The sequence below is a fragment of the Nocardia sp. NPDC055053 genome (assembly GCF_053608285.1).
Map to the genome: position 1 here is coordinate 384,629 of NZ_JBSGVD010000002.1, position 23,829 is coordinate 408,457.

Below are 23,829 nucleotides of genomic sequence, written 5' to 3' on the forward strand. Positions count from 1 at the left end.
TCGCTAGGGCGCAACGGATTCCGCGCCCAGCGCGGCGAACCATTCGAGATAGCCGGAGGTGACGGCGCGCAGCCGGGCGACCGGCCAATCATCAGGCTGGAGTTCGCCGGGCAGGACAGGATCGGTCGTCAGGTGATCCAAACCCGCGCAGACGGCGGCGAATCTGGCTGTCGGGTCGGGGGTTTCGATGGCCGACAACAGCGCGTGGCCGCGGGCGGACCAGTCGGGCAGCGACCAGAGGCGGGCGGCCAGCAGCGCGGGATCGTCGACGGGACGGGTATGCAGGCGGAAAGTGGTGTCGTCGAGGTCGGCGGGCCAGGCGCGGTCGAGGTTGGCCGGGCGCATCCAGACGCCCTCACGGAATTCGGCCAGGCGCAGCGACAGCAGGGTCGCGCGCAGGGCCGCGCGGTCGGCGGGCGGGCGGCCGGTCGCGGTGACGACGACTTGTTCCCAGTCACCGGTCCACGGGCGAGTCGGGGGCGCGGCGAGTTCGGTGCGCCGCGCGCGCAGTGCCGGGATGAGGGTGTAGGCGCGGTTCTCGCGCAGCAGGTCACCGGCGGCGACCATCCGGGAGACGGCGACGCGGACGGTCGCTTCCGGATAGCCGATGGCGGTGGTGGCGGCGCAGATCTCCCGCGAGGTCATCGTCGGCGAATCGGCGGCGATGAGGATGCGGACCAGCGCGGAGCGGGCCGACACCGGACGGACATCGGTATCGGAGCCGGTCACAGGGGGTTGCACGGGTCGAGTCTACATATTTCACTATTGCCACGGTCGTTTGTTATCTGTAACGTGACCGAGCATCAGCCGCCTCGCCGGCGTCGTCGACGACAAGGAGCTCACCCATGACCGCCACCTTCCCGCTGGCCGGGCGCACGATGATCATGTCCGGCGGCAGCCGCGGTATCGGCCTCGCCATCGCTGTGGCCGCCGCGCGCCAGGGCGCCAATATCGCGCTGCTGGCCAAGACCGACGTGCCCGATCCCCGCCTGCCCGGCACCATCCACACCGCGGCCGCCGAGATCGACGCGGCCGGCGGTCAGGCGCTGGCCGTGGTGGGCGATGTCCGCGACGAGGCCTCGGTGGCCAACGCCGTCGCCCAGACGGTGGAGCGGTTCGGCGGCATCGACTACTGCGTCAACAACGCCTCGGCGATCGCACTGGCCTCGACCGAGGAACTGCCGATCAAGCGCTTCGACCTGATGCAGCAGATCCAGATCCGCGGCACCTACCTGCTCTCCAGCGCGTGCCTGCCGCACCTGCGGCAGAGCGAGAACGCGCACGTCCTGAGCCTGTCGCCGCCGCTGAACCTCGCCCCGCACTGGCTCGGCGGGCACCCCGCCTACATGGTGGCCAAGTACGGGATGTCGCTGCTCACGCTCGGCTGGGCCGCCGAATACGCCGAACACGGCGTCGCCGCGAACTGCCTGTGGCCGCAGACGCTGATCGCGACCGCCGCGGTGCAGAACCTGCTCGGCGGCGACGACGCCATCGCCAAGGCCCGCACCCCGGAAATCGTGGCCGACGCCGCCGTCGCCATCCTTGGCCGCGACGCCCGCACGACGACCGGCAACACCTTCCTCGACGTCGATGTCCTCGCGGCCGAGGGCATCACCGATCTGTCCGGCTACGGCGGGTCGGGCGAGCTCGAGTACGACATCTTCGTCGACCCGCCGCAGGCCTGACCGGGCGCACTGGTCATCCGCTCGACCAGCGCCATCCCGACCAGCGCGACGACCATGATCGACAGGCCGGTGAACATCAGCGGCCGCCCGGCGACGCGCCGTGCCGGAAATCGCCGGTAACTCCCCGACACCGGACGGCGGTCGAACTGTGACCAGCCCGCGTCCGTTTTGCCCGGATACCCTGAGGGAGTGCAGATCGAGGTGACACCCCTGCCCGGGGTCGGTGTTCGCAAGGATTTCCCGGTGCGCAAGGGCGGCAGGCGCATCGGTGTCGTCGAGCACCGCGACGGCTCGATCGATCTGATCGTCGGCAGGCCGGGCAATCCCGACGCCTCCGATCAGATCGCCCTGTCGAGCGCGGAGGCGTCGGCACTGGCCAGCCTGCTCGGCGCGCCGCAGGTGGTCGCCCAGCTCGAGGCCGAACATCGCGAGTTCGACGGTGTCAGCACCGCTCAGTTCCCGATCGCGGCCCGCTCGCCGTACGACTGCCGCACGCTGGGCGACACCCGGCTGCGCACCCGCACGAAGGCCTCGATCGTCGCGGTGATGCGATCCGGGGCGGTCATCGCCTCCCCCGGGCCGGAATTCGTGTTCACGACAGGCGATGTGCTCATCGTGGTGGGCTCGGCCGACAGCCTGGAAGCCGCCGCGCAGATCCTGCACGACGGCTGAGCAGACGGAATCTATCGGTGGTGCAACGATCGGACAGTGACCGCGCCCCACAGCGCCAGCCGCACCGCGGCCGCCATGTAGAAGACGTACGCCAGCAGGACCAGGACGGGACCGTAACTGCCCGCCCAGACCCCCAGCCGCAGCAGCGCGGCGAGGCCGAGGCCGACCAGGACGAGGCCGATGATCAGTCCGGGCATCGCCAGCGGGGCGATGGGCGATTCGGCGGCCGTAGGCGCGGTGACGCGGCGATCTCGGCCGGTAACTGACAGCTTGCTGTGCGGTTCGAAGTAGATGCTACTCATAACCATGAGGTCCCTTCCGGCGGCCGTCCCGACACGGCCGGCACCTGATCCATGGGGTTCTATTCGAGGCCGGTCGCGCCGTAACGGATGGCCGGGGCGTTCGTGACGAAAGGCCCCCAACGACCTTGGCGTTGATCACGAATGGTTAACGTTCAGCAATTACGAGCGTGCCAGCTCAGGTAACCGATTGACAGCTAGTGTGATCTGCATCACATAGAACATTCGTTCGACACGGAACGGTAACGCACGTTACATTTCCGGCAAAATACCCCTCGGAACTGGCGGAACCGCTGCGTAACTGGACATTTGGCCAACAGACGGACACCGATGTTATTTATCGAACCGTTACGCCCTCTGACGTGGGACAACGCACAGATCCGCACCGCAACCCACCCGGTACCTCGACACGCACCGTGACGTCAGCGAACCGCCCGCAGCGCCCTACGCACAGCGGAACCTACACGCCTGGAACAGTTTTCGGGTATCACCGACAGTGAAACCATGCCGGCACCCCGGAGTTCTCCTACGATGGGCGGCGGCACAACATCAGCACTGTGTGAGGGGGGTCGTCGAACGATGAGCGACAACACGAAGGTGATCGACCAGTCCAGTCCCAGCATCGCCCGGGTCTACGACTATCTACTCGGCGGCAAGGACAACTACGAGGTCGACCGCGCGGTCGGCGACCACTTCAAGCTGAATCTGCCCGGATCCGTGGCCATCGCGACCACCAACCGGCAGGCCCTCACCCGGGCGGTGCGCGAGATGGCCGAGGCCGGGCTCACCCAGTTCCTCGACTTCGGCAGCGGCCTGCCCACCGCCGACAACGTGCACCAGGTCGCGCAGCGGATCAACCCCGACGCCCGCGTCGTCTACATCGACAACGACCCGATCGTGCTCGCGCACGGGCGCGCGATGCTGGCGACCAACGACAACACCACCGTCGTGCAGGCCGACGTGCGCGATTCCGCGGGCATCCGCGCCGACGAGGAGGTGAACCGGCTCATCGACTTCGACAAGCCGGTCGCGTTGATCTTCAGCGCCATCCTGCATCACCTCAACGACGACGAGGACCCGCGGGCGATCGTCGAGTACTGGACCGATCAGATCCAGGTCGGCAGCAGCGTGTTCATCACCCACTTCCGGTCCGGGCACAACACCGAGACCGCCGCGGCCGAGGCGAAGCTGCAGTCCACCTTCGGCCGCGGCCGCTGGCGCACCGACGACGAGATCGCCGACCTGTTCGGCGACCTGCACCTGCAGGAACCGGGCGTGATCGCGGCCGCGCTGTGGCGCCGGGACGAGCCAGGCGGCGACGGGAAGCCGCAGCTCGTCTCGCCCGCTCCCACGCTGTCGGTGTGGGAGGAACTCATCGTGGCGGCCATCGCCGACAAGCGGTAGGGCGGTTCGTCCGACTCGGGAATATCGGCAAATTTCCGGCGACGACATCTCGTCTGTTCGCGCGGGTGAACGCGCCACGTTCGGCTATCTTGTGCATCTAGTTTTCTCGATGCTGCTGGATCGTTCGTGTCGCTTCGCCGCAATCACGTGCCGCGTGAGATCCACGCCTCGTGTTTCCGGCGACCCTCATCAGACGAAGGACGCCGGTCACCATGCCCGCACCCGTTATCCTCCACGGCCGCATCGTACGGCTGGAACCCCTTGCACCCCACCATGTTCCCGGTCTGGTCGCGGCTGCCGCCGCGCTCGGCCCTGCCGGGTTCACCATCGTCCCGCACGGTGAGCAGGAGGCCCGCACCTACGTCTTCCAGGCCGAGGCCGCACAGCTGGCGGGCACCGTCCTGGCCTTCGCGATCGTCACCGTCGACCAGGAGTGCGTGGTCGGGGCGACCAGGTTCACCCGGCTCGACTACTGGCAGGGTCCGCTGAGCTGGCCGCTGTCGGCCGAGCCCGTCACCGCCCTGCCCGGCGGGGCGATTCCCGACGCGGTCGAGATCGGCAACACCTGGCTGATGACCGCGGTCCGCGGCGGCCTGGTGAACCTCGAATCCAAGCTGCTCATGCTCACCCACGCCTTCGACAACTGGGGTGTGCGCCGGGTGAGCTTGCGCGCCGACGCCCGCAACCTGCGCTCGCGTGCCGCGATCGAACGGCTCGGCGCGGTGAGCGACGGTGTGCGCCGGGCACATTCGCGTGGGCTCGACGGCGCGGTCCGCGACACCGCGTTCTATTCGATCCTGCACGACGAGTGGCCGGGAGTGCGGCTGCGGATCACCGAACAGCTGGCCGCCCGTGCCGCGATGCCGCGCGCGCCGCTGATCCCGGCGACCGCCGAGTCGTTGCGGCCCTTGGCTTCTCCGATCGGCTGACCAGGGTCACTTCGGCACGGACTCGATCCGCTCGGCGATGATCCCGGCGAGTTGGCGCGGGCGCTCCTCGGGCAGCCAGTGCGAGGCGCCGTCGATCACTTCCAAGCGATAGTCACCGGTCACGTAGCGCTCGGTGAGTTCGGCGCCGCGGCGGGTCAGTGCCGTGTCGCCGGAGCTCCAGACATGGGTCACCGGTACCCGGACCGGCGCGGACATGGCGCGCGGCCCGGTCAGCAGCAGCGCTCGGTACCAGTTCAACGCCCCGGTGAGCGCCCCGGAATCGACGATCTCGCTGTGCACCCGGGCGATCGCGTCCGGTGGCATGCCGGTACTTGCCAGCGCCCGGTCCAGCAGTGCGGGCCGGGCGAGCATGAGCCGCTCGGGGAGCACCGGGAGCTGGAACAGGCCCATGTAGTACGAGCGGGCGAGTTGATCGCTGCGGACCAGCGAGCGCATGAACGCGCCGGGGTGCGGCACCGACACCGTCACCAGCGTGCGGACCAGGTCGGGCCGGGCACCGGCCAGCGACCAGGCGACCATGGCGCCCCAGTCGTGGCCGACCAGATGCACCGGCCCGCGGTCGATCTCGCGGATCAGCGCGACCACGTCGCCGACCAGTTCGGAGACCCGGTAGGCGAATCGGCCGCGCGGGCGCGCGCCCGGCGAGTAGCCGCGCTGATTCGGGGCGATGGTGCGGTAACCGCGGGCGTTGAGCAGCGCGGTGAGCTCGGACAGCGAGCTCGCGGTCTGCGGAAAGCCGTGCAGCGCAACGACGACAGGGCCGTCGATCGGGCCGGAGTCCACCACGTCGAAACGGAGTCCGGCATGGGTGAAGGAGGTCAGTCGGTTGCTCAAGGGAACCCTCCGGTCGATCGACGGCCAAATTGACTTGTCGGTAAATTACCTGGCGTTCAGCCGGTCGTCAACGACCGGTGCCGCCGTGGACGACGGCGACTTCGGTGCCGCCGAGGTCGAAGGCCCGATGCAGCACGCGGACCGCCTCGTCCAGGTCCGTGTCGCGGACCAGCACCGAGATCCGGATCTGTGAGGTGGCGATCAGGTCGAGGTTGATCTTCGCCGCGGCCAGCGCCTCGCAGAACGTCGCGGTGACGCCGGGATGGTTCTTCATCCCGGCACCGATCAGCGAGACCTTGCCGACACGGTCGTCGTAGCGGACGTCGGCGAAACCGATGTCGGCGCGGCGCCGGCGCAGCAGTGCCACCGCGCGGGCGCCGTCGGCGGCGGGCAGGGTGAAGGTGATGTCGGTGCGACCGGTGCCGGTGTTCTGCACGATCATGTCGATGGGGATCTCGGCGTCGGCGACCGCGCGGAACACCTGCGCCGCGTAGCCCGGCTCGTCGGGCAGGCCGACGACGGTGACCTTGGCCTCGGCGCGATCGTGCGCGACACCGGTCAGCACGGCCTGGTCGGCCGGGATATCGGCCATCGAGCCGAACACGGTGGTGCCGACGGCGTCGGTATAGGACGAGCGCACATGCACCGGAACGTGGTAGCGGCGCGCGTATTCGACGCAGCGCAGCATCAGCACCTTCGAACCGCAGGCCGCCATCTCGAGCATCTCCTCGTAGGAGATCCGGTCCAGTTTCTGCGCGTCGGGCACGATGCGCGGATCGGCGGTGAAGACGCCGTCGACGTCGGTATAGATCTCGCAGACATCGGCATTCAGCGCCGCGGCCAGCGCGACAGCGGTCGTATCGGAACCGCCGCGACCCAGGGTGGTGACATCACGACTGTCCTGGCTGACGCCCTGGAAGCCGGCGACCAGCACCACCTCACCGTCGTCGAGAGCGCGGCGGACCCGGCCGGGATCGACCTCGATGATCTTGGCGTTGCCGTGCGCGCCGGTGGTGATCACGCCCGCCTGGGAGCCGGTCAGCGACCTGGCATCGGCACCGAGCGCGTGAATCGCCATGGCCACCAGGGCATTCGAGATGCGCTCGCCCGAAGTCAGCAGCATGTCCATCTCCCGCGGCGGTGGTGCGGGCGCCACCTGGCCTGCCAGATCCAGCAATTCGTCGGTGGTGTCGCCCATGGCGGAGCAGACCACCACCACATCGTGACCCTGCTTCTTCGTCTCCACGATCCGCTCGGCGACCCGCCGGATCCGCTCCGCGCTCGCCACCGACGATCCGCCGAATTTCTGCACAACCAGGGCCATCCCTCGTCCTCTCCCCTGCTCGCCCACGCGCGATCCGCGGGTGACTCTTCCGAGTATCCCGGCATTTCTGGCACGACTGTCCTGATTCGTGCTGAAAACAACTGCCGCCGAATCGATCCGGCCGCGATACTGGCTGGACGGGGGAGCGCGAGCGGCGTTCGTTCCCGGCTCGGCGGTTCTCGGCGGTTAGGCGAATTCCCATGACCAATCAGCTCTTTCGTTCCCCACGCGGCTCGTTCGGGGTCGCCGTTCTCGGCGCCGGAGCGCTCGCCGCGGAGGTCACGCGGATCCTGCGCGACACGCGTGTCGATTTGCGGGAACGCGCCGGTGCGGAGCTGGTGCTCGACGGGCGGGCGGAGCTGGTGGTCGACGCGACCGAGGACGTCGGCTCGGTGACAGCGATGCTCGACGCGCTGCGCGAAGGCCGGTCGGTGATCACCGCGAACACCGCGCTGATCGCCGAGCACGGGCATCGGCTGGCCGCGACCGCCGAGCAGCACGGCGCCGACCTGTTCTTCGAAGCGGCGGTGGCCGGCGGGGTTCCGGTGGTGCGGCCGCTGACCCAATCGCTCTCCGGTGACCGGGTGAATCAGGTGCTCGGGGTCTTCCCCGCCGAGCACAGCAGGCACGCGGCCGCGCAGGCGGCGATCCTGGCGACGCTGGCGTTCCACACCAGGGTGGAGGTCGGGGACGTGCACTTCGAGGAGTCCGGCCCGGCGGCGGCACACGATCTCGACACCGCCGAGGCACTCGGCCTGCGCCTGCGCACGCTCACCGTGTGCACCAGAGTCGCCGAAGACGGTGGCAAGGAACAGATCTCGGTCCGCGTCCACCCCGCGCTGCTCCCGGCGACCGATCCCCTCGCCCGGGTCGACGCGCCGTTCAGCGCGGTGGCCGTTGATGCCGCCGGCGCGGGCAGGCTGATGTTCTACGGTGACGGCGCCCCAACCGCCACCGCGTCGGCCCTGCTCGGAGACCTGATCACCGCCGCCCGCAATCGCGTCAACGGCGGGCGCGCACCCCGCGCCTCCTACTACGCCGAACTCCCCGTAGCCCCCCTCGGCGACACCCCTGCCCGCTTCTACCTGAACCTGCGGGTCACCGACCACGCCGGTGCGCTGGCCCAGGTCGCGGCGGTGTTCGCGGACCACGGCGTGAGTATCGCGCGGGTGCGCCAGGAGCACCGCGGTGAGGACGCCCACCTGATCGTCCTCACCCACCGCGCCCTGGAGTCGGCGCTTACCGACACGGTCGACGCGCTCTCGGACGCACCCTGCGTCCGAGCGGTGACGACCCGATGGCGGATCGAGGGCACCGACGAATAGCGCCGTCAGGTCGAAGGATTCGCGATCCGCTCGGGGTTGTCACTCGCCTCGGCGGGCCTCTGTCGGTTCGTACCGGCGGGTGAAGTCGAGGATGCTGGCCGTGACCTGTTTCGGGATCTGGTGGAAGATGCCGTGGCCTGCGCCAGCGAAGATCTCGGTTTCACAGGTGGGCACGTTGTCGCGCAGGCGCTTGGTCGCGAGCTCGGTGTCGATGGCTATCGACTCGGATCCGAAGAGGCCCAGGGTCGGTGCCGTGATCGCCGCCAGCCGCTCGTCGGTGAACAGCCGCGGGTAGCCGATCGCGGGGACATATCCCAGAGCGGCTTTCACACCGGCGAATTCGGCGTCGGACAGGGTGACGCCGGGGTTGAGCCAGGCGTTCATCTTGCGGAGGTTCTTGTCGGTCGGCCGCGCGCCCACGGTGATCATCTTCCACAGCACGCTCCAGCGGATCTTCGTCAAGGTGCCGGTGGGTTCGATCACCGTCAGGCTGGCCAGTCGCCGCGACTCGCTCGCCGCGATCGCCAACGCCTGCCAGCCACCCTGCGAATAGCCGACCAGGTGGACCCGGTCGACGCCGAGTCCGTCGAGGACCTCGGCAAACCAGGCGCCGAAGCGCGTTTCGTCGATCGGCGCGGTCTGCACACTCAGACCGGGCGTGCCGAGGAACTCGGGCGCGTGGACGACCCGGTCGCGAGCGAGGTCCTCGATGACGTGATCCCAGGCCAGGCTGTTGCCCCCGAGCGAGTGCAGCAGCACGAGCGGCACGCCGCCTCCCTTGCCGAAGGTGCGCACCCGGGTGGTGCCGAAAGAGGTGGGGACGTCGGCCGTTGTCGACGGAATCGGCTGCTGCTTCTCCAGTTCCCGGTAGGCCCGCAGGAACTCCTCGCGCGCCTTGTCGTTCTTGAATCGCCCGATCTTGGCCATGACCACCCCTTATCTCCGTTGGTGATATCAACATACCATAAAGATGGTATGGGCGTACCATCAAGAGCCTGCTGTACGGATCAGGACGAAGGAGCTAGCGTGCCGCGGTTGGCCGATCACGAAGAACGGCGCGGGTCCATCACCGGTGCCGCGCGCCGGGTCATCGCCCGGGGCGGCCTCGACGCCGCCACCTTCCATTCCGTCGCCGCCGAGGCCGGGGTCTCGGTACGGTCGGTGCAGTACTACTTCGGCACCAAACGGGAGTTCCTGCTCGCCACCCATCGCGCCGTCGTCGCGAATTCGGGTGCGCGGCTGCACCAGGCACTGTCCGCGCTCGGACCGGACGCGGGCCCCCGCGATATCGTCCGCGCGGTCCTGCTCGGCCTGCTCCCCCTCGACGAACCCAGCCGCGAGGACACCGTCATCCTCGGCATCTTCCATGCCGCCACCCTCACCGGCCCCGACCTCGATTCCACCGACACCGCCGAGACACCGAACTACATCGTCGACGCGGTCGCCGCCCAGCTCCGGCAACTACGCGGCCCCGACGCCGAGGAGACGACCATCCGCGCGGACGCCGAGATCGTCCTCCTCGCCGTCGCCGGCCTGGCCCAGGGGATGCTCACCGACAACGACATGGCCGCGCGCGCACCACAACTCGTCGACCACCTGCTCGACCGGGTGCTGATCACCTGACAAGGACGGATCACACGACAGATGCCCTCGACACCGCTCTGCGGTGGACGACCCGCAACGAGGCAGCGCCGAGCACGAGCGCGGTGGGCACTGTATGCCAAGGGTTCTCGGGAATGCGGCCACCATTGGTGATGAGGAACAGCAGCCAGATGAATTAGGATCCGGCCGTCTGGACCCGATGCCAGAGCGTGGGTCCGAGCTGGGCGATCACGCGGTCGAACGAGGTGATCGTGAGAATCGCGATGACGACGTAACCGATGCCGCCACCGATGAACGAACTCGCATCCGACCGAAGACACGCCATCCTTCGAATCGCCCCTGCCGGATCGTGTCCACCGACGCCATCGAGCACCCCTCCCCCGCACACCCTCCGGACAGCGGGTGAGCCGTCACAACATATGTCGGCCGGGGTGGCGCGCGCGACGGAATATCCTGCCGCCCAAAGGAGTCCGGAAACGCAGCGAGCCCCGGGCAGTTGCCCGGGGCTCGCGTGGTGACGCTCTACTTCTTGCGTTCCTTCTTCTCACGCACACGCACCGAGATGCGCACGGGCGAGCCGTCGAAGCCGAACTCCTCACGCAGGCGGCGCTCCAGGAAGCGGCGGTAGCCCGCCTCGAGGAAGCCGGTGGTGAACAGCACGAACGTCGGTGGGCGGGTGCCCGCCTGGGTGGCGAACAGGACGCGGGGCTGGCGGCCGCCGCGCATCGGCGGCGGGGTGGCCGCGATGACTTCCTTGAGCCAGGTGTTCAGGCGGCCGGTGGAGATGCGCTTGTCCCAGGACTCGAGCGCGGTCTCCATCTGCGGCACCAGCTTGGCCACGGCGCGGCCGGTGTGGGCGGAGATGTTGACCCGCTGGGCCCACGGCACCCGCACCAGATCGCGATCGATTTCGCGCTCGAGCATGTAGCGGCGGTCCTCGTCGACCAGGTCCCACTTGTTGAACGCCAGCACCAGCGCGCGACCGGAGTCGGCGACCAGGCTGATCACGCGCAGGTCCTGTTCGGTGATCGGCACCGAGGCGTCGATCAGCATGATCGCGACCTCGGAGGCCTCCAGCGCCGACTTGGTGCGCAGCGAAGCGTAGAACTCCGTGCCGGAGGCGTTGGACACCTTGCGGCGCAGACCGGCGGTGTCGACGAACTTCCACACCTTGCCGCCCAATTCGACCAGCGAGTCGACCGGGTCGACGGTGGTGCCCGCGACATCGTGGACCACCGAACGCTCGTCGCCGGCGAGCTTGTTGAGCAGGCTCGACTTGCCGACGTTCGGCTTGCCGACCAGCGCGACGCGGCGCGGACCGGCGGCGCCGGTGCCTTCGCGCGGGGTCTCGGGCAGTGCGGTGAGCACGTCGTCGAGCAGGTCGCCGGTGCCACGGCCGTGCGCGGCCGAGACCATCCGTGGCTCACCGAGACCCAGCGACCACAGGCTGGCCGCCTCGAGTTCGACCTTCTGGTCGTCGACCTTGTTGGCCACCAGGATCACCGGGATCTTGGAGCGGCGCAGTTTGCGCACCGCGGCCTCGTCGGTCGCGGTGGCGCCGACGGTCGCGTCGACGACGAGCAGGATCGCGTCCGCGGTCGCCATCGCCACCTCGGCCTGGCGGGCGACGTGCTGCTGCAGGCCCTTGGCGTCGGGCTCCCAGCCGCCGGTGTCCTGCACCAGGAATCGGCGCCCGGCCCAGCTGGCCTCGTAGGAGATGCGGTCGCGGGTGACGCCGGGGACGTCCTCGACGACGGCCTCACGGCGGCCGAGAATGCGGTTCACCAGGGTCGACTTGCCCACGTTCGGGCGGCCGACCACGGCGACGGTGGGCATGGCGAGGTGTTCGTCACCCTCGTACTCGCCCTCGAAATCGGCGATCTCCCAATCGGCTTCGTCGGACCAGGTGCCGTCTCCGACCATAACCTCTTCGTCGATCATCGCGATCCTCCTGTCGTGGCCGAAAGCTGCTGGGCCACCACGCGGTAGAGCTCGTCGATGGTCTCGTCCATCGTCAGGTCGCTGGTGTCGACGAGCACCGCGTCGGCGGCGGGGCGCAGCGGCGACACCGTGCGGGTGGAATCGAGGGTGTCGCGACGCTGCACGTCGGCCAGCACGGCCTGGTAGTCGTCGCCGCGACCCTCGCGGATGTTCTGGGCATTGCGCCGCTGGGCGCGCGCCTCCGCGGAGGCGGTGAGATAGATCTTGGCGTCGGCGCCGGTGAGCACGACGGTGCCGATGTCACGGCCCTCGACCACGATCCGGCCGGCCATCGCCGCGATCTCGCGCTGCAACGCGACGAGCTGCTCGCGCACCTGGGCCACCGCGGACACCGCGGAGACAGCCTTGGTGACGGCATCGCCGCGGATCTCGGCCGAGACGTCCTCACCGTCGAGCTCGATCACCTCGTGGCTCGGGTCGGTGCCGATCGACAACGGCAGCGCCGCAACGGTTTCCGCGATCGCGGCCGGATCGGTCAGGTCGACCTCGGCGCGCAGCACGCACAGTGTCGCGACCCGGTACATGGCGCCGGTGTCGAGGTAGCGGGCGGCCAGGCGGGTCGCCAGCCGGCGCGACACACTGGACTTGCCGGTGCCGGAGGGGCCGTCCATGGCGACGACGAGTGTGCCCTCGCCGGTCATCCGGTCGCCGGCGAACTCCACCGGGAAATCCACTCCGTTCACAGCTGCACCGCCTCGTAGAGTTTGCCGATCTCGTCCCGGCCGAGCACGCGCAGCGTGCCGGGACGCTGGTCGCCCAGTGCCACCGGGCCGATGTGGGTACGCACCAGCCGGATCACCGGGTGGCCGACCTCGTCGAGCAGCCTGCGCACGATGTGCTTGCGGCCCTCGTGCAGCACGAGCTTGACCAGCGAGCGGCCCTCGTAGGCCTCGAGCAGCATGAACTTGTCGACCTTGGCCGGGCCGTCCTCGAGCTCGACGCCCTCGCGCAGCCGCTTGCCGACCAGCCGGTAGTTGACCTCACCGTTGACGGTGGCCAGGTAGGTCTTGGGCACCTCGAACGACGGGTGCATCAGGCGGTGCGCCATCTCGCCGTCGTTGGTGAGCAGCAGCAGGCCCTCGGTGTCGGCGTCGAGACGGCCGACATGGAACAGGCGCTGCCCGGCGGCGATCCGCTCGGCGACGATGTCACCGACGCAGGGCCGGCCGAGATCGTCGGACATGGTGGACTGCCAGCCCTTGGGCTTGTTCAGCACCAGGTGCACGAGTTCGTCGCGGACGACGACGCGGGTGCCGTCGACGCGCACGACCGCGTTCTCCGGATCGACCCGCAGACCCTGCTCGCGCACGATCTTGCCGTCGACCTCCACGCGGCCGGCGGCGATCATGTCCTCGGCCGCGCGGCGCGAGGCCACGCCTGCCTTGGCGAGCACCTTCTGCAGGCGTTCACCTTCGCCCCAGGGCAGCTTCTTCGGGCCCTCGGTGTTCTCGGCGTGCTGGTGACGCGCGGGCTTGGCGTTGTTCAGGATCGTCGGCGCGACGACCTTGCGCTGCGGCTTGGCGGACTTGGTCTTGCGGGCGGGCGCCTGCGAGGTCGCCGGGCGGGCGGTGCTGCCTGCCCGCTGGCCGCCGCGCGCCGGGCTGCCTGCCGAGCCGGAGCTGCGCTGGTAACCACCCTCGCGGCGGTCCTCGCCCGCACGCTGATAGCCGCCGCGGCGGTCGTCGCCGCCACGCTGGTAACCGCCACGGCGATCATCGCCGCCACGCTCGTATCCACCTGCCGTACCACCACGCCGATCGTCGGTCGCGCCGCGCTGGTAGCCGCGTCCCGCCGATCCGCGCCGGTCGTCGGTGCCGCCACGGGTGAAACCACCCGAGGAGGGGCGGCGGCCGGTCGACTCACCGCGCTCGTATCCGCCGGTGCCGCGGCGGGCGCCCGCGTCGCCGCGGCTGCCCGACTGCCCGGTGCGCGCGGTGCCGCCGCGGGTTCCCGCGGTCCGGTTCGCGCCGCTACGGGGCTGGTCGGTGCGTTTTCTTCGGTCCGGTGTGCCATCTCGGCGAGCGGAATTATTCATCTGTCCTGTCAATCGTCGGTGCCGAGATCCATGTCGGACTCGGTCGTTTTCTTCAGCCTGGTGAACCGGGGGTCGGTCTCCATGCTCTCGCTGATCTCGTCGATCAGGTCGACGCCGGGAAGCAGCGGCGCCAGCGGTGGCAGGTCGCCCAGTGAGGCGAGCCCGATCCGTTCGAGGAACAACTCGGTGGTGCGGTACAACGTGCCGTTGGTCTCCGGGTCCTGACCCGCTTCCGCGATCAGGCCCCTGGCCAGCAGTGTGCGCATCACTCCGTCGACGTTCACCCCGCGGACCGCGCTGACCCTGGTCCGGGTCACCGGCTGGCGGTAGGCGATCACCGCCAAGGTCTCCAAGGCGGCCCGGGTCAGCTTCGTCCGGGCCCCGTCGAGCAGTACACGCTCGACATAGGGCGCGTACTCCTGTCGAGTATAGAAGCGCCAGCCGTCACCGACGAAACGCAGGTCGATGCCGCTGCCCCGCGCGGTGAGCTCCGCCGACATGGCCCGCAGCGTCGTCTGGACCCGTTCCGCGGTGTCGTCCAGGGCCGCTGCCAGCTGTTCTACCGGCGCCGGAGCGTCGACGACGAGCAGCATCGCCTCCAGCGCCGACCGCAGTTCGGGATCGTCGAGCCGCTCGGAAGTGAACTCCACCACTGCCTCGGTCATGCTGTGTCCTCCTGGATGATCGGGAGCCCTCCGTGGTTACGCTGCGCTGCCGCCTCCGGGCCTGACCCGATCATCCGTAGTCCTCCTCGAAGGTCAGTGCCGCTGCCTCGGCGTCCGGATCCAGCTCGCCGAGCCAGCTCACGGCCAGCGGCCCGAGCGGATCGGGCTGGTCGAACGCGATGGTCTTGCCGCGGTACAACTCGAGCAACGCCAGGAACCTGGCCACGATTTCCACCGGGACCGTGCAGTCATCGACCAGTTCGGCGAAGGTGGTCCACCCGCCGGGACCGCGCTCCTTGAGCCGGGCCAGCACCAGCTCGGCCTGCTCGGCGACCGAGATGGTGTGCATGTGCAGATGCCCGAGGCCGACCTGGGCGATCGGGCGCGGCCGGAACGCGGCGGCGGCGATCTCGGCGAACGCGGCGATGTCGACGCCGAGGGTCACTTCCGGCAGCAGCCCTTCGAACTGTTCCTCGAGCGCCACCGAGCGCGGATACCGGCGCAGTGCGGCCGCTTCCAGCTCGGCCAGCAGCGCGGCGACCTGTTTGAACGCCCGGTATTGCAGCAGGCGCGCGAACAGCAGGTCGCGGGCGTCGAGGAGTTCCAGGTCGTCGGCGTCGGTCATCTCGCCCGACGGCAGCAGCCGGGCCGCCTTGAGATCGAGCAGTGTGGCGGCGACGACGAGGAATTCGGTGGTCTGATCGAGGATCTTGTCCGCGCGCAGTTTCGTGTTCTCGGCGAGCTCGGCGGTCAGCGCCTTGGTGTAGGCGATGAACTCGTCGGTGACCTGATGCAGCGCGACCTCGGTGACATCGAGTTTGCGCGAGCTGATCAGCGTCAGCAGCAGATCGAACGGCCCCTCGAAGTTCTTCAGCCGCAGGTGGAACCCGGTGTTCTCGGCGGCGGGTGCCGCTTCTTCGTGAGCTTGTTGCACCTCGGGTATTGCGTCGATCACCGGCCCGACCGGTGGATGACTTCGCGTGCCATGGCCCGATACGACTCGGCGCCCGCCGATTTCGGCGCCCAGGTGGTGATCGGCTCACCGGCGACGCTGGCGTCGGGGAACCGCACGGTGCGGGAGATGGCGGTGTCGTAGACCAGATCGCCGAACACCTCGACCACGCGTGACATCACCTGGCGGGAGTGCAGCAGCCGTGCGTCGAACATGGTGACCACGATGCCGTAGAGGCTCAGGCGCGGGTTGAGCCGGTCGCGCACCTTCTCGACGGTGTCGTTGAGCAGGGCCAGACCGCGCAGCGAGAAGTACTCGCATTCCATCGGGATGATGACGCCGTCGGAGCAGGCCAGCGCGTTGACGGTGAGCAGGCCGAGCGAGGGCTGGCAGTCGATGAGGATGTAGTCGTAGCGGTCACGCACACCCGAGAGAGCCCGGCCCAGTGACTGCTCGCGGCCCACCTCGTTGACCAGCTGGATCTCGGCCGCGGAGAGGTCGATATTGCTGGGTAACAGGTCCATGCCGTCGACCTTGGTGGTCTGCAGGACGTCGTCGACCGTGGCCTTCCCGCCGATCAGCAGGTTGTGCACGGTGAGGTCGAGATCGTGGTGGGCGACGCCGAGACCGGCCGAGAGCGCACCCTGCGGGTCCAGGTCGACGAGCAGCACCCGGCGGCCGTATTCGGCCAGGGCCGCACCGAGATTGATGGTCGAGGTGGTCTTGCCGACCCCGCCCTTCTGATTGCACATGGCCACCACGAGCGCGTCGCCGTGACGCTGCACCTGCGGCGGCTCGGGCACCAGTCGCAGCGGGCGCCCGGTCGGGCCCATCTCGACGGCCTCGGCGACCTCGTCCGGTCCACCGTCCCACGGTGTTTCCGCTGTCGTCACGATCCGCTGCTCCTTATACGTTTTCCTGCCGGTAACCCCTGTCGAGGGTAGCGAGGCCGATTCGGCTCGGACTCGCTTTCGTACGGTCCAGCTCTGGGTAGACGCTACCGCTCGGACCGGTGAGGTACGGCATGGCAACGCCGGGCGTGTTCGCACCATACCCGCTGGGCTCGACTGTGCGGTGGCGGTTCACGTGGCCCGCGGATGCGCCGTCGCCCAGACCTCGCGCAGCGTGCTCACCGTCACGAGCGTGTAGATCTGGGTGGTCGTCACCGAGGCGTGGCCGAGCAGTTCCTGCACGACCCGCACGTCGGCGCCGCCGTCGAGCAGGTGTGTCGCGAAGGAATGCCGCAGGGTGTGCGGCGACACGGCCGCCCCGATGCCCGCTCGCTCCGCCGCGGTCTGCAATACCTGCCAGGCGCTCTGCCGGGACAGCCTGCCGCCGCGCGCGTTGAGGAAAAGGGCTCCGGCGGAGCCTTTTCCGCTCGCGGCGAGGGTGGGGCGGCCGCGGACCAGGTAGGCGTCGACCGCGGCGAGGGCGGGTCTGCCGATCGGGACGAGCCGCTGCTTGCCGCCTTTGCCGTGCAGGACGACACACCGCTGCTCGGCATCGATGTCGTCGACATCGAGCCCGACCATCTCCGAGATACGTGCCCCGGTGGAGTACAGCAGTTCCAGCAGCGCCCGGTCGCGCAGACCGCGCGGTCCACCGTCCGCGCCACCCGAATCACCATCGCCGCCTGCGGCTTCGAGCAGTCGCAGCACCTGGTCGTAGGGCAGTGCCTTGGGCAGCCGACGGCCAGGGGCAGGCGGTTTCACGGCATGCGCCACGTCGGTGTCGGTGATCCCCTCGGCGGCGGCGAACCGGTGCAGACCACGCACCGCGATCAGCGCCCTCGCCACCGATCCGGCGGCCAGCGGCGGATGATCTTCCCCGCCGGAACGCAGCACCATGGTGAACTCCGCGACATCACCCTGCGCGACCGCGCTCAGGTTCGCGACGCCGCGTGCGGTGAGGAAGTTCCGGTAGCGGGCCAGGTCACGACGGTAGGCGCCGAGGGTGTTGCGCGCGGCTCCGCGCTCGACCGCCAGGTGGTCGAGGTAGGCGTCGATCTCCCGCTCGAGCACGCGAGGCCCGTCTAGTCCCCGGCGACCGCTGCGGCAGGGTCAGCTGCCGCGCCGCGGGCGGCCGCCGTGCTCACGCGTCGCCACCAGGCGCCGCCGACCGCGCCTCGGCGGCCTTGCGACGCAGGAACGCCGTCGGCTGACCCGCCCACGGCGCGTCGGCCGGACGCAATGGCACCCCGCTCGCCGTCGCCGCGGCGTACGCGAGCACGCCGGCGACCGCCGTCGCGTTCACGATCTCCCCGGCCAGCGCTGCGCGGACCGCCTCGGCGACCGGCATCCTGACCAGTTCGAGATCGGCTTCCTCGTGCTCCGGGTCGGGCCGGTCGGTCGCGGTGAGCCCGGTCGCGAAGAACACCCGCAGCGCCTCGTCGGTGAATCCCGGCGACAACGCCACATCGACCAGCACCGACCACTCGGCGGCGGCCAGGCCCGTCTCCTCGGCCAGCTCGCGCTTGGCCGCGGTGAGCGGGTCCTCGCCGTCGATGTCGAGCAGCCCGGCGGGCAGTTCGAGCAGCCTGGTACCGATCGGATGCCGGTACTGACGGATCAGGACGACATTGCCGTCGTCGTCGAGCGCGAGCACCGCGACAGCGCCGTGGTGCTCGATGACCTCACGCTCGGCGATCCGCCCGTCCGGCATCGCGACCTGATCCTGGCGCAGGGCCACGATCGCGCCGCTGTAGAGCACCCGGCTGGAGATCGTCTCGAAGTCGTGACTACCGGGCTTGCTCAAACTGTCCCTACTTCCTCAACGATCCGCGGCCTGCTCAGCGAGTTCTTCCTCGTCGAAGTCTACGGGAAGGCGTTCGGCCAGTTTGTATTTCAATGCCGCGTTGATCAGCGCGGCGAATAGCGGATGCGGCCTGGTCGGACGGCTCTTGAGCTCCGGGTGCGCCTGGGTGGCGACGAAGAACGGATGCACCGAGGCCGGGTACTCGACGAACTCCACCAGGTGCCCGTCGGGCGAGGTGCCCGAGAACACCAGACCGCTCTTGGCGATGGCGTCGCGGTAGGCGTTGTTGACCTCGAACCGGTGCCGGTGCCGCTCGGACACGTGCTCGGAGCCGTACGCCTGCGCGACGACCGAACCCTTCTGCAGCGTGGCCGGGTAGGCGCCGAGGCGCATGGTGCCGCCCAGATCGGCTTCACCGGCGACGACGTCTTCCTGGTCGGCCATGGTCGAGATGACCGGGTTCTTGGTGTCGGGCTCGAACTCCGCCGAGTTGGCGTCCTCGATGCCGACCGAGCGCGCCGCCTCGATGACCACGCACTGCAGGCCGAGGCACAGACCGAGCAGCGGGATGCCGCGATGGCGGGCATACCCGATCGCGCCCAGCTTGCCCTCGATACCGCGAATGCCGAAACCACCGGGGATCAGCACCGCGTCGACGTCACGCAGCGCCGCCTGGGCGCCCGCCTCGGTCTGGCACTCGTCCGAGGGCACCCAGCGGATGTTCACCTTCGCCCGGTGCGCGAAGCCACCGGCACGCAGCGCCTCGGTCACCGACAGGTAGGCGTCGGGCAGGTCGACATACTTGCCGACCAGCGCCACCTCGACGGTCTCGCGCGGCGAATGCACGCGGTCGAGCAGATCGCCCCACACCGCCCAGTCCACATCGCGGAACGGCAGACCGAGCTTGCGCACCACGTAGGCGTCGAGGCCTTCGCTGTGCAGCACCTTCGGGATGTCGTAGATCGACGGCGCGTCGGGCGTGGAGATGCACGCCTCCACATCGACGTCGCACATCAGCGCGATCTTGTTCTTGAGCCCCTGCGGCACCTCGCGGTCACAGCGCAGGATCAGCGCGTCGGGCTGGATACCGATATTGCGCAGCGCGGCGACCGAGTGCTGCGTCGGCTTGGTCTTGAGCTCACCCGAGGGCGCCAGATACGGCACCAGCGACACATGCAGGAAGAACACGTTGTCGCGACCGACGTCGTGGCGGATCTGGCGCGCCGCCTCGAGGAACGGCTGCGACTCGATATCGCCGACGGTGCCGCCGATCTCGGTGATCACCACATCCGGCACCTGACCCTCGAGATCGGGGCCCTGCATCGCCATGATGCGGTTCTTGATCTCGTCGGTGATGTGCGGGATCACCTGGACGGTGTCGCCCAGGTACTCGCCGCGCCGCTCCTTGGCGATGACCGTCGAATAGATCTGCCCGGTGGTCACGTTCGCGTCCTTGGACAGATCGCGATCGAGGAACCGCTCGTAGTGGCCGACGTCGAGGTCGGTCTCGGCACCGTCCTCGGTGACGAACACCTCGCCGTGCTGGAACGGGTTCATGGTGCCCGGATCGACATTCAGATACGGGTCGAGCTTCTGCATCGTCACCCGCATGCCGCGCGCGGTCAGCAACTGACCGAGGCTGGAGGCGGTGAGACCCTTACCCAAAGAGGAGGCGACGCCACCGCTCACGAAGATGTGCTTGGTGGCATTTCGAGCCTGATTCCGTGTTTGACCCACGGAACTCCAGAGTAGCAGGGTCCGCCTCCCCGGAAATTTTGCGTGCCGTTTGCGAGGGGGTGTGTCGCGCTTCGGGCCGGCGGTTCGGTGGTCGAAGACTTCTGGGCGTACCCGGCGAGTTACCCATGTCCTTACGAAATCAGGTGTCTCGATTTGCCTCTGGTGATGGCTGTCAGCGAGGCATGGCGACCATTGTCAGCGAGGTCGCTGTCGGGCCGGTTCTGTAGCGGCCCACGCCGCCGGAGAGTTGTTCGGTGAAAGCGAGAGCTGTTGTGACCCTGCCGATTTCGCGGTCGATATTGTCGACCGTGGTGACCGCTGCCGCCAGGGGCGCCTGGGCGCGGACATGGGCGATGGCGGCGCTTCCCTCGGCGGCGCCTGCCCGGCCCGCGAGCACGGTGCCTGCCGCCCTGACGCGGACCGCGCCGGTGAAGCGGGCGATAGTCGCACCCTGTCCGCTGTCGGATGCGACACCGTTGCCGGTGACCACCACGGCGAGTTGCGCTGGTCGCACCGGAGTATCGCCGTAGGCGAGGAAGCCGCCCCCGCGCAAGGTCTCCAGGACCAGCGAGAGTTCGGGCGCGGTGCTGCGCGGCTGATTGGTCGCCGGGTCGAGCAGCAGGGTCCTGCCGGTCAACCGCTCGTTCTGCGCGGTCAGGGCGTCGACCTGGCCGCGCAGATCACTCTTGTCCGAGCGCAGGCCGGACAGCATGTCCGAGGCCAGGGTCTGCGAGCACCACCCCGACGGCCAGGGCGAGGAAGATCGCCGCGACCGAGAGGGCGTGGTGACGCACCGAGATCACAGCCAACCACGCGCCCACAGCACGAACCGGTTCCAGTACTCGACCGCCCAGTCCAGCACCTCGGACCCGTTGCGCGAGGCCAGGACCACCACGACGATCGCGACCAGCGCCGCCAGCACCACCAGCGCCAGCACCGCGCCCGAGGACCGCTGCCGGTACAGCGTCGACATCGCGTTCGCGTCGACCAGTTTCGCGCCGACCTTCAACCGGGTCAGGAACGTCGCCGGATTACTGTTCCGACGGCCATGGTCGAAGAAGTCCTCCAGCGACGCGGGCGCACCGGCCAGCACGATCAGCGACGCGCCGTGATGGTCGGCCAGCATGAGCGCCAGATCGGTCGGCGAGCCCGACGAGGGGAACGTGGTCGCGCCGATGCCCAGATCCTGGATGCGTTCCAGACCCCTGGCGTGCCCACCGGTGTCGGCGGGCAGGATCATCTCGGCGCCGGATCGCAATGTCTCCGTGCTGATCTCATCCGGATCACCGACGATCAGATCGGGCGTGTACTTGAGCTTGCGCAACGCGTCGGCACCGCCGCCGACGCCGATCAGGATCGGCGCGTACTCCTTGATGAACGGCTTGAGCCGCTGCAACTCCTCGAGATGCCCCGGCCCGTCGGCGATCACGACCACGTGCCGGTTGCGCAGTTCCAGCTCGATGTCGGGCACGCCGATGCCGTCGATCAGCAGCGCGCTCTCGGTGCGGACGAATTCGGTGGTGTTGCCCGCGAACGCGTCGAGGTGATCAGCGAGGCCGTTGCGCGCCTCGATCATCAGGTCGGCCACGTCCGACTCGTCGAACTCGATGCCCTGGACCAGGACCTCGGGTTCTGTCTTGATGATCAGCTTGTCCGCGTAGACGATGCCATCGTCGATACGCACCTTGGAGCCGTCCTTGATCTTGCCGAAGGCGTCGGAGGCCACCGCGTCCACCAGCACGATCCCGTTGGCCACCAGCACCTCCGGGCCCAGGTTGGGATACCGCCCCGAGATGGACGGCGAGGTGTTGATCACCGCGACGACGCCCGCCTCGACCAGCCGGTCCGCGATGTGGCGGTCCAGATCGGTCTCGTCGAGGACCACCACGTCCCCGGAGCTGACTCGCCGCAACAGTCGCCGGGTGTCACGATCCACCCGGGCGATCCCGGTGACACCGGGAAGCGTTTCCGTGCTCCTCGACAACAACGCCGGCATCTTCATAGGGCCGATGATGCGGGCAAACCCTCAACCTTTGGTGGAGGCGCGCCGAGTTGCCGGTCACCTTCGTCGAATCACAGCAACCTGCCGGCACACCCGGTTCCCGGCCGGCTGACAGCCGGCAGGAAGCTCACCACGCACCCGCTATACCGGATTATGTTGGGAGAATGGACTTTTCCCGCGATCGCGGCGCCGCGATCGGCGCGGCGTGCGTCGCGATCTACGTGACCGCGCTGACCGCGCTGGCACTCACCGGGCACACCGCACTGCGGACCAGCGCCGACACCCACGACACGCGCTCGATCCTGTCGATTTGGCTGCCTGCCGCCGCGGGCATCGCACTCGCCTGGGCCGTCCGGCCGCGGCGATCCGCCACCGACCCGTTCGCCACCGACTCCCCCGCCCAGGTCGCCCGTCAGGCCTGGATGCTGGCCGCCCTGGCGGTCGCGTTCGCGCTCGCGGTGCATCTGCTGCCCGGCGACGGCTGGTTCCTGCTGTTGAAGCTGGCGTTGTTCGCGGTTCCGCTGCTCGCCCGCTGGGCCACCGTGCGCGAGTGGGCACGGGTCGACACCCGAGGGCGATGGTTGCGGCCGCTGCCCGCCGTGCTCGCGTTCGTAGGGCTGGCGGCCTGGCTGCAACCCTGGTCGGGTGGAACGGTCCCCGGCCCGGTCGTGCTGGTCGTCGTGTTCCTGGTGAACGCGGTGATCGAGGAGGTCTTCTACCGCTTCTGGCTACAGACCCGGCTGGAGTCCCGGTACGGCCGGTGGCCCGCGATCGCGCTGACCGCCCTGCTGTGGGCGAGCTGGCACACCGCGATCCAGGGCGGGCTCGGCCTGCCGCTCGACCTCGCCGCGGTCATCGCCAACCAGGGCGTCACCGGACTGTTCCTCGGCTACCTGTGGTCACGTCACCGCAATCCGTGGCTGGTGATCGGTGTGCACGGTCTGATCAACGCGCCGATCACCATGTTCGCCGCGGCCCTGTCCTGAGCGCTCAGGACGTCAGGAAGGAGCCGTAGCCGGGCTGGACGGTCACGGTCGGTGCCCGTCTGCACGAGGGCAATCCACAAAGCTCGGTCGGAGCAGAAGCGACAATTACCCGTATGCTGCGGGTCACAGACATCTCGGACAGGAGACACATCATGCCCCGCAGCACCGTCGAGACGGTTTTCGACGCCCCTCGCGACATCGTCTACCGCCTCTTCACCGAGCGTGAGGCCGTCAGCCCGTACCTGCCGATCCAGGTCAAGCTGATCAAGCAGGGCGATCCGGCCACCGGCGTCGGCGCGCAGCACCTGCTCGGCTTCGGCAAGGCAGGCGTCACCGAGGAGATCACCGCGCTGGTTCCCGGCGAGCGGATGGAGTACAAGATCGTCAAGGGCGCGCCGGTCAAGCGCCACGTCGGCATCGTCACCTTCGCCGACACCTCCGCGGGCGGCACCCGCGTGGTCTACACGATGGAGTCCGAGCCGTCGCTGCCCGTGCCTGCGCCGGTGCTCGAGTTCGGCCTGCGTCAGCTGACCAACCAGCTCATCGGCGGCGTGCGCAAAGCGCTGAAGTAGTCGCCTCGACGTCGCCCGCGTCCCGCGCGG

24 protein-coding genes and 1 pseudogene are annotated in these 23,829 nt (G+C 69.0%); 8 read left to right on the forward strand and 17 right to left on the reverse strand.

The window, feature by feature from the left end; all coding sequences use genetic code 11:
* Nucleotides 1-3: 3 nt before the first annotated feature.
* Nucleotides 4-741 (reverse strand): PaaX family transcriptional regulator C-terminal domain-containing protein, encoded by a 738-nt coding sequence (locus ACWF82_RS03740; RefSeq protein ID WP_452497641.1) that lies wholly within the window; start codon nt 739-741, stop codon nt 4-6.
* 104 nt (nt 742-845) lie between these two features.
* Here ACWF82_RS03740 and ACWF82_RS03745 point away from each other — a divergent pair, with 104 nt between their 5' ends.
* A complete protein-coding gene (locus ACWF82_RS03745; RefSeq protein ID WP_452497643.1) occupies nt 846-1,685 on the forward strand; it encodes an SDR family oxidoreductase in 840 nt (279 codons plus the stop codon).
* Nucleotides 1,686-1,874: 189 nt separating this feature from the next.
* Nucleotides 1,875-2,357, forward strand: a complete 483-nt coding sequence (locus tag ACWF82_RS03750; protein ID WP_452497645.1) for a cation:proton antiporter regulatory subunit — start codon at nt 1,875-1,877, stop codon at nt 2,355-2,357.
* Nucleotides 2,358-2,368: 11 nt separating this feature from the next.
* Here ACWF82_RS03750 and ACWF82_RS03755 read toward each other — a convergent pair whose 3' ends face one another.
* Complete coding sequence (locus ACWF82_RS03755) at nt 2,369-2,659, reverse strand: hypothetical protein (protein WP_452497647.1); 291 nt, start codon at nt 2,657-2,659, stop codon at nt 2,369-2,371.
* A gap of 576 nt (nt 2,660-3,235) precedes the next feature.
* Here ACWF82_RS03755 and ACWF82_RS03760 point away from each other — a divergent pair.
* Both ACWF82_RS03760 and ACWF82_RS03765 read left to right on the forward strand, forming a co-directional pair.
* The gene (locus ACWF82_RS03760; protein ID WP_452497649.1) at nt 3,236-4,060 is read left to right on the forward strand and encodes an SAM-dependent methyltransferase; all 825 of its coding nucleotides are present in this window, start codon (nt 3,236-3,238) and stop codon (nt 4,058-4,060) included.
* 212 nt (nt 4,061-4,272) lie between these two features.
* Nucleotides 4,273-4,989 (forward strand): GNAT family N-acetyltransferase, encoded by a 717-nt coding sequence (locus ACWF82_RS03765; RefSeq protein WP_452497651.1) that lies wholly within the window; start codon nt 4,273-4,275, stop codon nt 4,987-4,989.
* Between the two features lie 6 nt (nt 4,990-4,995).
* Here ACWF82_RS03765 and ACWF82_RS03770 read toward each other — a convergent pair whose 3' ends face one another.
* Both ACWF82_RS03770 and ACWF82_RS03775 read right to left on the reverse strand, forming a co-directional pair.
* Complete coding sequence (locus ACWF82_RS03770) at nt 4,996-5,844, reverse strand: alpha/beta fold hydrolase (protein ID WP_452497653.1); 849 nt, start codon at nt 5,842-5,844, stop codon at nt 4,996-4,998.
* 67 nt (nt 5,845-5,911) lie between these two features.
* Nucleotides 5,912-7,168, reverse strand: coding sequence for an aspartate kinase (locus ACWF82_RS03775; RefSeq protein WP_452497655.1), 1,257 nt, complete (start codon nt 7,166-7,168; stop codon nt 5,912-5,914).
* A gap of 200 nt (nt 7,169-7,368) precedes the next feature.
* Here ACWF82_RS03775 and ACWF82_RS03780 point away from each other — a divergent pair, with 200 nt between their 5' ends.
* A complete protein-coding gene (locus ACWF82_RS03780) occupies nt 7,369-8,493 on the forward strand; it encodes an ACT domain-containing protein (protein ID WP_452497657.1) in 1,125 nt (374 codons plus the stop codon).
* 39 nt (nt 8,494-8,532) lie between these two features.
* Here ACWF82_RS03780 and ACWF82_RS03785 read toward each other — a convergent pair whose 3' ends face one another.
* Nucleotides 8,533-9,420: an alpha/beta fold hydrolase gene (locus ACWF82_RS03785; protein WP_452497659.1), complete on the reverse strand. Its 888-nt coding sequence runs from the start codon at nt 9,418-9,420 to the stop codon at nt 8,533-8,535.
* Nucleotides 9,421-9,519: 99 nt separating this feature from the next.
* Here ACWF82_RS03785 and ACWF82_RS03790 point away from each other — a divergent pair, with 99 nt between their 5' ends.
* On the forward strand, nt 9,520-10,116 hold the full coding sequence (locus tag ACWF82_RS03790; RefSeq protein ID WP_452497661.1) for a TetR/AcrR family transcriptional regulator: 597 nt from the start codon (nt 9,520-9,522) through the stop codon (nt 10,114-10,116).
* A 154-nt stretch (nt 10,117-10,270) separates the two neighbouring features.
* Here the strand turns inward: ACWF82_RS03790 and ACWF82_RS03795 are convergent, their stop codons facing one another.
* From ACWF82_RS03795 to steA, 12 genes and pseudogenes are all read right to left on the reverse strand, one after another.
* On the reverse strand, nt 10,271-10,420 hold the full coding sequence (locus tag ACWF82_RS03795) for a hypothetical protein (RefSeq protein ID WP_452497663.1): 150 nt from the start codon (nt 10,418-10,420) through the stop codon (nt 10,271-10,273).
* Between the two features lie 197 nt (nt 10,421-10,617).
* Entirely contained in the window at nt 10,618-12,036 is a 1,419-nt protein-coding gene (der, locus tag ACWF82_RS03800; protein ID WP_452497665.1) for a ribosome biogenesis GTPase Der, read from the reverse strand.
* Entirely contained in the window at nt 12,033-12,737 is a 705-nt protein-coding gene (cmk, locus tag ACWF82_RS03805) for a (d)CMP kinase (protein ID WP_379304229.1), read from the reverse strand. The genes der and cmk overlap by 4 nt, the downstream gene beginning before the upstream one ends.
* Before the next feature lie 38 nt (nt 12,738-12,775).
* On the reverse strand, nt 12,776-14,131 hold the full coding sequence (locus tag ACWF82_RS03810) for a pseudouridine synthase (protein WP_452497667.1): 1,356 nt from the start codon (nt 14,129-14,131) through the stop codon (nt 12,776-12,778).
* Between the two features lie 8 nt (nt 14,132-14,139).
* The gene (gene scpB, locus ACWF82_RS03815) at nt 14,140-14,796 is read right to left on the reverse strand and encodes an SMC-Scp complex subunit ScpB (protein ID WP_452497669.1); all 657 of its coding nucleotides are present in this window, start codon (nt 14,794-14,796) and stop codon (nt 14,140-14,142) included.
* A 70-nt stretch (nt 14,797-14,866) separates the two neighbouring features.
* Complete coding sequence (locus tag ACWF82_RS03820; protein WP_452497671.1) at nt 14,867-15,751, reverse strand: segregation and condensation protein A; 885 nt, start codon at nt 15,749-15,751, stop codon at nt 14,867-14,869.
* Entirely contained in the window at nt 15,748-16,581 is an 834-nt protein-coding gene (locus tag ACWF82_RS03825; protein WP_229740260.1) for a ParA family protein, read from the reverse strand. Before ACWF82_RS03825 ends, ACWF82_RS03820 begins: the two co-directional genes overlap by 4 nt.
* Before the next feature lie 249 nt (nt 16,582-16,830).
* The gene (xerD, locus tag ACWF82_RS03830; RefSeq protein WP_452497673.1) at nt 16,831-17,769 is read right to left on the reverse strand and encodes a site-specific tyrosine recombinase XerD; all 939 of its coding nucleotides are present in this window, start codon (nt 17,767-17,769) and stop codon (nt 16,831-16,833) included.
* A gap of 70 nt (nt 17,770-17,839) precedes the next feature.
* Nucleotides 17,840-18,502, reverse strand: coding sequence for an NUDIX domain-containing protein (locus tag ACWF82_RS03835; RefSeq protein WP_452497675.1), 663 nt, complete (start codon nt 18,500-18,502; stop codon nt 17,840-17,842).
* A gap of 15 nt (nt 18,503-18,517) precedes the next feature.
* Nucleotides 18,518-20,239, reverse strand: coding sequence for a CTP synthase (locus ACWF82_RS03840; RefSeq protein WP_452497677.1), 1,722 nt, complete (start codon nt 20,237-20,239; stop codon nt 18,518-18,520).
* A 172-nt stretch (nt 20,240-20,411) separates the two neighbouring features.
* Nucleotides 20,412-21,042, reverse strand: a pseudogene (locus ACWF82_RS03845) (copper transporter).
* Complete coding sequence (steA, locus tag ACWF82_RS03850) at nt 21,039-22,241, reverse strand: putative cytokinetic ring protein SteA (RefSeq protein WP_452497679.1); 1,203 nt, start codon at nt 22,239-22,241, stop codon at nt 21,039-21,041. The pseudogene ACWF82_RS03845 and the gene steA overlap by 4 nt, the downstream one beginning before the upstream one ends.
* A 164-nt stretch (nt 22,242-22,405) precedes the next feature.
* On the opposite strand from steA, the gene ACWF82_RS03855 reads away from it, so the two are divergent.
* Nucleotides 22,406-23,227 carry a CPBP family intramembrane glutamic endopeptidase gene (locus ACWF82_RS03855; protein WP_452497681.1) on the forward strand — a complete coding sequence of 274 codons (822 nt, stop codon included), beginning with the start codon at nt 22,406-22,408 and terminating at the stop codon, nt 23,225-23,227.
* A 152-nt stretch (nt 23,228-23,379) separates the two neighbouring features.
* On the forward strand, nt 23,380-23,799 hold the full coding sequence (locus ACWF82_RS03860) for an SRPBCC family protein (RefSeq protein WP_379304213.1): 420 nt from the start codon (nt 23,380-23,382) through the stop codon (nt 23,797-23,799).
* Nucleotides 23,800-23,829 lie beyond the last annotated feature (30 nt).